Source organism: uncultured Porphyromonas sp., assembly GCF_947254915.1.
Classification (GTDB): Bacteria; Bacteroidota; Bacteroidia; order Bacteroidales; family Porphyromonadaceae; genus Porphyromonas.
The window spans coordinates 1-8028 of the sequence record NZ_CAMYEZ010000100.1 but is presented as its reverse complement, the minus strand read 5'-3'; the positions used below and the strand labels follow the sequence as shown (position 1 = coordinate 8028).

General features: G+C 55.9%; 4 protein-coding genes. All 4 read left to right on the top strand.

From position 1 onward, the window contains the following. Positions 1 to 2921, top strand: a 2921-nt coding sequence (gene infB, locus Q0X57_RS06520) for a translation initiation factor IF-2 (RefSeq protein WP_297729269.1), incomplete at its 5' end; no start/stop codon positions are given. Positions 2922 to 3174: 253 nt separating this feature from the next. Then, positions 3175 to 3780 (top strand): sugar O-acetyltransferase, encoded by a 606-nt coding sequence (locus tag Q0X57_RS06515; RefSeq protein ID WP_297729266.1) that lies wholly within the window; start codon positions 3175 to 3177, stop codon positions 3778 to 3780. A gap of 26 nt (positions 3781 to 3806) precedes the next feature. Continuing rightward, positions 3807 to 6653, top strand: a complete 2847-nt coding sequence (polA, locus tag Q0X57_RS06510; RefSeq protein ID WP_297729263.1) for a DNA polymerase I — start codon at positions 3807 to 3809, stop codon at positions 6651 to 6653. Between the two features lie 739 nt (positions 6654 to 7392). Beyond that, the coding region (locus Q0X57_RS06505) for a leucine-rich repeat domain-containing protein (RefSeq protein WP_297729260.1) at positions 7393 to 8028 on the top strand (636 nt) is incomplete at its 3' end.

Here is an 8028-nt window from a genome sequence, read left to right as displayed (position 1 = left end):
TGCGTGACTTCACGCCGACCTTTGATGAGGAGACTGTAGGAAGAGCCAAGAAGAAGTTCCTCCGCAGCAAGAGCTCGTCTAAGGCTAAACCAGAGGCTCAGGCGCCTGCAGCGAAGAGTGCGGCTAGTAGTCCCAAGGAGCAACCCACGGAGACCAAAGCTCCAGCCACCACAAAGGAAGAGACGGAGTCAGACATCCCCACAGCGACAAGCGCTTCGCAGCTCAACGTCGTAGGCAAGATAGAGCTGGACAAGCACAATAACCCCGTATCAGGCTCTGCAACCAAGGCAACAGCTACTGATAAAACGAGCAAGCCCAAGAGTTCAGCAAAGACTCAGCAAAAAGAGTCTACTCAAGAGGAGCCTGCGAAGAAAGCTGAGACTACTAATACCAAGCCAGCAAAAGAGGTAGTTAAGACTACGGCTAAGGAGCAGAAGCCAGCGCATGTCGCACAGAAGGAGGTGGAGACAGCAAAGGCTAAGGAGCCTGAGCCAGTTGCCACTAAGGAGCCGACACCTAGCGAACCCAAGCCCGCTACTGCTAAATCAGATCCGGCAAAGGAAGAGCCAAAGCAGAAAGCTCCAGAGCAGCCAGCCCCTGTCGCATCGGAGCCAGTAGCCAAGAAAGCTCCCGCAACAAAGCCCCAGGCAGAGCCGACCACCGAGGCAACCCCAGAAACCAAGAGCGAGTCCGATGCTGAGATATTTCGTATTGCCAAGAAGGAGGACGAGCCTCAGCTCAAGGTGGTCGGCAAGATCGACCTCAGTAGCTTTAGCAGTTCTCGCTCTCGCAAGTCTAACAAGGACAAAGACAACAATCATCGCAAGCGCAAGCGCATCTCCTCTGGCGCTGTTGATGTCAAGAGCGAGGGTGCGAAGATACAAGACGATCGCTCAGGCAAGAAGGGCAGTCGCTCAGCAGCTCCACAGCGAGGCGAGCGACCAGCACGCAATGAGCGTCGCACGGGACGTAAGAGCAAGCGTCAGGAGCCAGTCTTGACTCCCGAAGAGCAGGACGAGCTAAGAGCTAAGCAGGTCAAGGAGACCCTAGCACGACTCAACAACAAGCAGACAGCCTTCGGACGTGCTGCTAAGTCTAGACGAGAGAAGCGCGAGGCACGTCGTGCTGAGTTTGAGCGTGAGCAGGAACTCTCCACGCAAGACGAGAAGGTACTCAAGCTGACCGAGTTCGTCACCGTGAGCGACCTTGCCAACATGATGAATGTCCCCGTCACCGATGTCATCTCCACCTGTATGAGCATTGATATGATGGTGTCGATCAATCAGCGTCTTGATGCCGAGACGATCAACATCGTTGCCGAGGAGTTTGGCTACGAGACGGAGTTCGTATCGGCCAACGTCGTTGAGGCGATCACTGCCGACGAGGAGCCCGACAAGCCTGAGGATCTAGAGCCTCGTCCACCCGTCATCACCATCATGGGTCACGTAGACCACGGTAAGACTTCACTACTCGACTGCATCCGTCGTTCGGACGTTACGGCAGGCGAGGCAGGAGGTATCACGCAGCACATTGGTGCGTACAACGTAACCCTCTCCGATGGTCGTCGCTTGACCGTCTTGGATACGCCAGGTCACGAGGCCTTTACCGCTATGCGTGCTCGTGGTGCGCAGATCACAGATATTGTGGTCATCGTCATTGCGGCGAACGATGCCGTGATGCCTCAGACCATTGAGGCGCTCAACCACGCTAGCGCTGCTGGTGTGCCGATCATCTTTGCGATCAACAAGATCGATGTCAGCGGAGCCAACCCAGACAAGATCCGTGAGCAACTCGCAGGTATGAACTACCTCGTCGAGGATTGGGGCGGTAAGTATCAGGTGCAGGAGATTTCGGCCAAGAAGAACATCGGCATCCCCGACCTACTAGACAAAATCTTCCTTGAGGCCGAACTCCTCGAGCTCAAGGCCAATCCCCATCGTCGTGCCTCTGGCTCCGTCATTGAGTCTTCACTAGACAAGGGCAAGGGTTACCTCGCCTCCGTCTTGATCCAGAAAGGCACCCTCCACATCGGAGACTACATCCTAGCTGGTAGCTACTACGGACGTGTCAAGGCTATGTACAACGAGTACAACAAGCGTGTTGACACCGCTGGGCTATCCACGGCCGTCTCTATCCTCGGCTTCAATGGGGCACCGACCGCTGGTGACGACTTCAACGTCATGGAGACCGAGCAGGAAGCTCGTGAGCTAGCTGTCAAGCGTGAGCAACTACAGCGTGAGCAGGGCTTGCGTACGCAGAAGATGCTTACCCTCGACGACATCGGTCGTCGCATCGCTGTGGGCAACTTCCAGCAGTTTAACCTCATCATCAAGGGTGACGTGGACGGCTCCGTACAGGCACTGGCCAACTCACTCATCGAGCTCTCGACGAAGGAGATTCAGGTGAGCGTCATCCATCAGGGTGTCGGTCAGATTACCGAGTCAGACATTCAGCTGGCGACGGCATCCGATGCTGTGATCATCGGCTTCCAGGTTCGTCCCAGTGCTCAGGCCCGTAAGCTCGCCGAGCAGGAGGGCGTTGAGATCCGCACCTACTCTATCATCTACGATGCTATCGAAGATGTCCGCGACGCCCTCGAGGGCATGCTCTCGCCAGACATTCGCGAGCAGGTCACGGCCAATCTGGAGGTACTGCAGACCTTCAAGGTGAGCAAGATAGGCACCATCGCAGGCTGTATGGTCACCGATGGCAAGATCAAGCGTACCGACAAGGTGCGCGTCATCCGCGACGGTGTGGTCATCCATACGGGTCAGCTGGAGTCGCTCAAGCGCTTTAAGGACGAAGCCAAGGAGGTGGTCTCAGGTCTCGAGTGCGGTATCAATATCAAGAACTACAATAACATAGAGGTGGGCGACATCATCGAGTCCTTTGAGGAGATCGAGGTTCGGCGCAAGCTCTAGTCCCCTAACCCAATACATTTGCCGAGGTGGCGACAGCTTCTTACGAGGAGCGGTCGCCACTTTTCTTTTGCCTCTCCCCACTTCAGCTAGGTTCATACGGGTGAAACTGGAGTTTCATGCGGAAGAAACTAGAGTTTCATCTAGGTGAAACTGTAGTGCCCGCAGGAGGAAAGAGAAAGGCGAAGGGATTTATTGTACCTTTGTCGTAGAGGATCGCTTAGCAAGTGCCTCTCTGCATTTATCACTTCACCGTATGTCTCACACTACGCACTCATTATCGTTTGTACCCTCCCCACAGCCAGAGGGTTATCGCTACTACAATATAAAGAGTGACACCGACCGTCAGCTCTTGGCCAGTCGGTGCAAAGAGCGACTGCAAGCCCTGCACCGCATACCAGTCGAGGAGCGGACGCAGTATCATCGTGCGCTACAGGAGCTACTCGGAGGACTCGGCGAGGAGAGTTGGCTGGTGACACCATTCTTCTGCGACTATGGGAGTGAGATTGAGGTAGGCAGTCATACCTTCATCAATAGTGGTTGCACCATGCTCGATGGCGGACATGTGACCATCGGCGACCATGTGCTCATCGGTCCCTCCGTGTCGCTCTACAGTGTGGGGCATCCGCTGGACATTGAGGAGCGCGCTGCTGGCTGGGAGTTTGGCATCCCGATCATCATCGAGGATCATGTCTGGATCGGTGGAGGCTGCACGATCCTCCCCGGTGTAACCATCGGCCGAGGCTCCGTGATCGGCGCGGGAAGTGTCGTCACGAAGAGCATCCCCCCGATGAGCCTAGCCGTGGGCAATCCCTGCCGTGTCATTCGTTCGCTCAGCAAGCCTACCGAATCCCTAGATTAACCCATTACTTTTACCCTATCTGAACTATGCCTACGCTCTATCTGCTTGACGCTTATGCCCTGATTTACCGAGCTTACTACGCCTTCATCAACCGCCCCCTCGTGGATGCGCAGGGTCGCGACACGAGTGCGCTCTACGGCTTCGCCTCCACGCTACAAGACATCATTGACAAGGAGCGCCCCGACTACATTGCCGTGGCGATGGATATGCCAGGAGGGACCTTCCGCCACAAGGAGTACCCAGAGTACAAGGCCAATCGCCCCGAAACTCCCGAGACAATACGCTTCTCCATGCCTTATATCAAAGAGTTGGTGCAGGCTTACCAGATACCTCTGCTAGGGGTCGAAGGGTACGAAGCGGACGACCTGATCGGCACGCTGAGCCGTCAAGCTGTCGAGGCGGGCTACGAGGTCCGCATGGTCACGCCAGATAAGGATTACGGGCAACTCGTCGGACCGCATGCGCAGATGTTTGCGCCACAGCGCACGGGGTCAGGCTTCGAGCTACTCGGTGCAGAGGAGATCACCGCTAAGTACGGCATCCGCTATCCGCTGCAGATGATTGACTACTTGGGACTTGTGGGCGATAGCTCGGACAATGTACCTGGTTGTCCAGGCATTGGCAAGGTGGCTGCGCAGAGACTCCTCGAGGAGTTTGACACGATCGAAGATATCTACGCACGCATTGATCAAGTGAAGCCGACCTATGCGAAAAAGCTCCTCGCAGCCAAGGAGCAGACGATGCTCTCGAGACATCTTGTCACCATCGTGACCAACGTGCCAGGAGTCACCTTTGATCCAGATCAGATGAAGTGGCGAGGTCCCGACCACGCCGCTGTGGAGCGCATCTTCAAGGAGTTTGCCTTTACCTCGCTACTGAAGCGCATCGGCAAGCCCGCAGCGACCGCTTCTCAGGTAGGACTCTTTGACCTTGGCGGTACCTCGACAGCGCCAAGTTCGCCAGCCACGATCGAGGTGTCGGGTCCCGTGAGCGCCACAACTCCTCTAGAAAACTACAAGACGGTTGGCGTTACCTTTACCGAAGTGCAAGGTTACGAAGCAGTGAGCCAGCTCGCTAAGCAGTTGGCGGGTAGCTCCGTTGTCGCCTTTGACACCGAGACCGACGGCCTTGATGCGCTCTGTGCGGGTATCGTCGGTATGTCGCTCTGTGCCGACGAGAAGCAAGCTTACTTTATCCCGCTCCCCGAGTCGGCTGAGGAGACTGCGCATATACTTTCTCCGCTTAAAGAACTGATGCAGGACGAGCATGTGCTGAAGGTGGCGCACAATGCGAAGTTTGACCTAGAGGTGCTGACACGCTACGGACTCCCCGAGGCGCGCCCGCTCTACGACACTATGCTGGCGCACTACCTGCTCGATGCCGACCAGGGGCATAGTCTCGACGAACTGGCGGGGGGCTTGCTCCGCTACGACACGATACGCTACAAAGATCTCTCGCCTCTGGAAAGCTTTGCGCTACGCACCGACGTAGACCCCAAGCTCCTCTGCGACTACGCCAGCGAAGATGCCTACGTGACGCTACGCCTTTACCATGCCCTGCACAAGCAGCTCTCCCCTACCGAGCAGCGACTCCTCACCGAGGTGGAGATACCGCTCCTCTACGTGCTGATGCACATGGAGCAGCGTGGTATCGTCCTCGACATCGAGGCTTTGCAGCGCTCCCGTCAGGAGCTGCTTGAGAGCGTCCTTCGCCTAGAGAAGGAGATACAAAGCTACTCCTCACGAGGGCTTAACCTCAAGGTCAATAGCCCGAAGCAGATCGGCGAACTGCTCTTTGACGAGCTCCAGATTGTGGAGAAGCCACGCAAAACCAAGACTGGTAGCTACGTGACCAACGAGGAGACGCTCCTCCCGCTTCGCTCGCTCCACCCCGTCGTGGCGCTCATCCTAGACTACCGCGAGGCACGCAAGCTACTCAACACCTATATAGATCCGCTGCCCAAGATGTGCTACCCCGATGGCAAGCTCCACACTTCGTACAATCAGGCGGTCACCGCCACGGGCAGGCTCTCCTCGAGCAATCCGAATCTGCAAAACATCCCCATCCGTAGCGACCTCGGCCGTCCACTGCGTCGTGCCTTTGTCGCTGATCCGTACTACACTCCGCGCCTTTCCGCTTGCGCTCCTGTGGATCATACCCATGAGGAGCCGATCGGCGCTGTCCTGCTCAGTGCGGACTACTCGCAGGTGGAGCTACGCGTCATGGCGCATCTGAGCCAAGACCCAGCGATGATACACTCCTTCCTCTCGGGTGACGATATCCACACAGCGACAGCTGCTAAGGTTTTTAAGGTGGCTCCCGAGGAGGTGACCCCGCTGATGCGCAGCAAGGCGAAGACGGCTAACTTTGGTATCAACTACGGCATCACGCCCTACGGTCTGAGCCAGCGACTCAACATCCCCGTTGGCGAGGCTGCCGAGCTGATCAAGGAGTACTTCGCCACCTTCACCCATATACAAGCCTTTATGAATGAGTCGATAGCGCTGGCCACCGAGCGAGGCTATACGGAGACCGCCTTCGGTCGTCGTCGGCAGCTGCGCAACCTCCGCACAGCGCGTGGAGCCCAGCGTGGCAATGCGGAGCGCAACGCTATCAATGCACCGATCCAAGGCACCGCTGCCGACATCATCAAGATCGCCATGATACGTGTTGAGGAGGAGCTGACGAAGCAACAGCTACGCAGCTACCTCGTCCTGCAGGTGCACGACGAACTGGTCCTCAACGTCTATCTCGACGAACTGGATCGTGTCACAGCCCTCGTTCGCGAAGCGATGGAAGGCGCCTGGCCCGAGTGCTCCGTACCGCTTGTCGTGGAGATCGGCACTGGCAAAGATTGGCTCGAGGCGCACTAACTCGCCAGCCTTGACGCACGACAACCCTGCATCCTAGGGGCTACGCATGACAACAACGAGGGGATACACAGGTTACACCTCGTCACACAGCGCTATAACCTCACGCTATCGCCACTCCCACATCACCGCCGATTGCCCTCTCTCCCGAGGAAATCACCGATCTCCAGGGAGCAAACGAACTTTCCCCACGGAGGGCCGAAATAAAACTTCGGAAGAATGAAATGAAACTTCGGAAGAAGCAAATCAAACTTCCGAAGAATTGTTTCGTGTCTCCGTGAAGGATTTCCATTTTCCACCGAGGCAATTTCGATTTCCTCAGGGGTTTGGGGTTAAGGTCATCGGAGTGCATCGGAACGATCAGAGGGATCGGAGGGATCAGACGAGTAACGGCTGTAGGGACGCACGATCCGTGCGTCCGTTGTAGAACGACATGACGTGCAACTCAGTAACCTTTAACGGGGACGGACGCACAGATCGTGCGTCCCTACAAAGGCTACTCGTCCCGACAAGTCGTTACCCGTCCGATAGCTCTGATAGCTCCGACACCTCCGATAGCTCCGATCTTCCCTCTAACCTCTAATCTCTCTCCTCTAACCTCTAATTTCTAATCTCTTCCCCCTCCTCTTGCTCAACTCAAAATAAAGGTATAACTTCGCAGAAAATATAACTCACACGGCAGAGCCATCAAGCTCCCCATCACGCAACAACGAAGCTCTAACTTCTAATCTCTAACCACGCTATGAGCAAACAACTACGCATCTGGCTCTTCGTCCTCCTCGGCACGCTCCTCACCTCCACCACCCTCCCCGCCCAAGGGGTCATCACGATGACGACTTCCAAAAGAGTCGGAGACAGAATCGAACTATATATCAAAGCAAATGGCAGAGTCACCATCGAGGGGGCTCAAGAGACTGGACAAACAAATGAGTACGGGTACGAGTACTATGCGATTACCAGCCAAACGGTTACCATTCGAGGCGATGTGACAACGCTTAAATGCTACAACAATCAACTGACCAGCTTGAACGGCTCTGGCTGCACTGCCTTGACAGAGCTTTACTGCTCCTTCAATCAACTGACCAGCTTGGACGTCTCTGGCTGCACCGCCTTGACAGAGCTTTACTGCTCCAACAATCAACTGACCAGCTTGAATCTCCCGGGCTGTACCGCCTTGACAGAGCTTTACTGCTCCAACAATCAACTGACCAGCTTGGATGTCTCGGGCTGTACCGCCTTGACAGAGCTTAGCTGTGCCGGCAATCAACTGACCAGCTTGAATCTCTCGGGCTGTCCCGCCTTGACATGGCTTAGCTGCGACGGGAATCAGCTGATCAGCTTGAACGTCTCTGGCTGCACCTCCTTGACAACGCTTTAC

Bases quoted from the DNA above. Each gene is read 5' to 3' on its own strand.
- Q0X57_RS06515 (WP_297729266.1), top strand. From the start codon at position 3,175: ATGTCTCACACTACGCACTCATTATCGTTTGTACCCTCCCCACAGCCA.
- polA (WP_297729263.1), top strand. From the start codon at position 3,807: ATGCCTACGCTCTATCTGCTTGACGCTTATGCCCTGATTTACCGAGCT.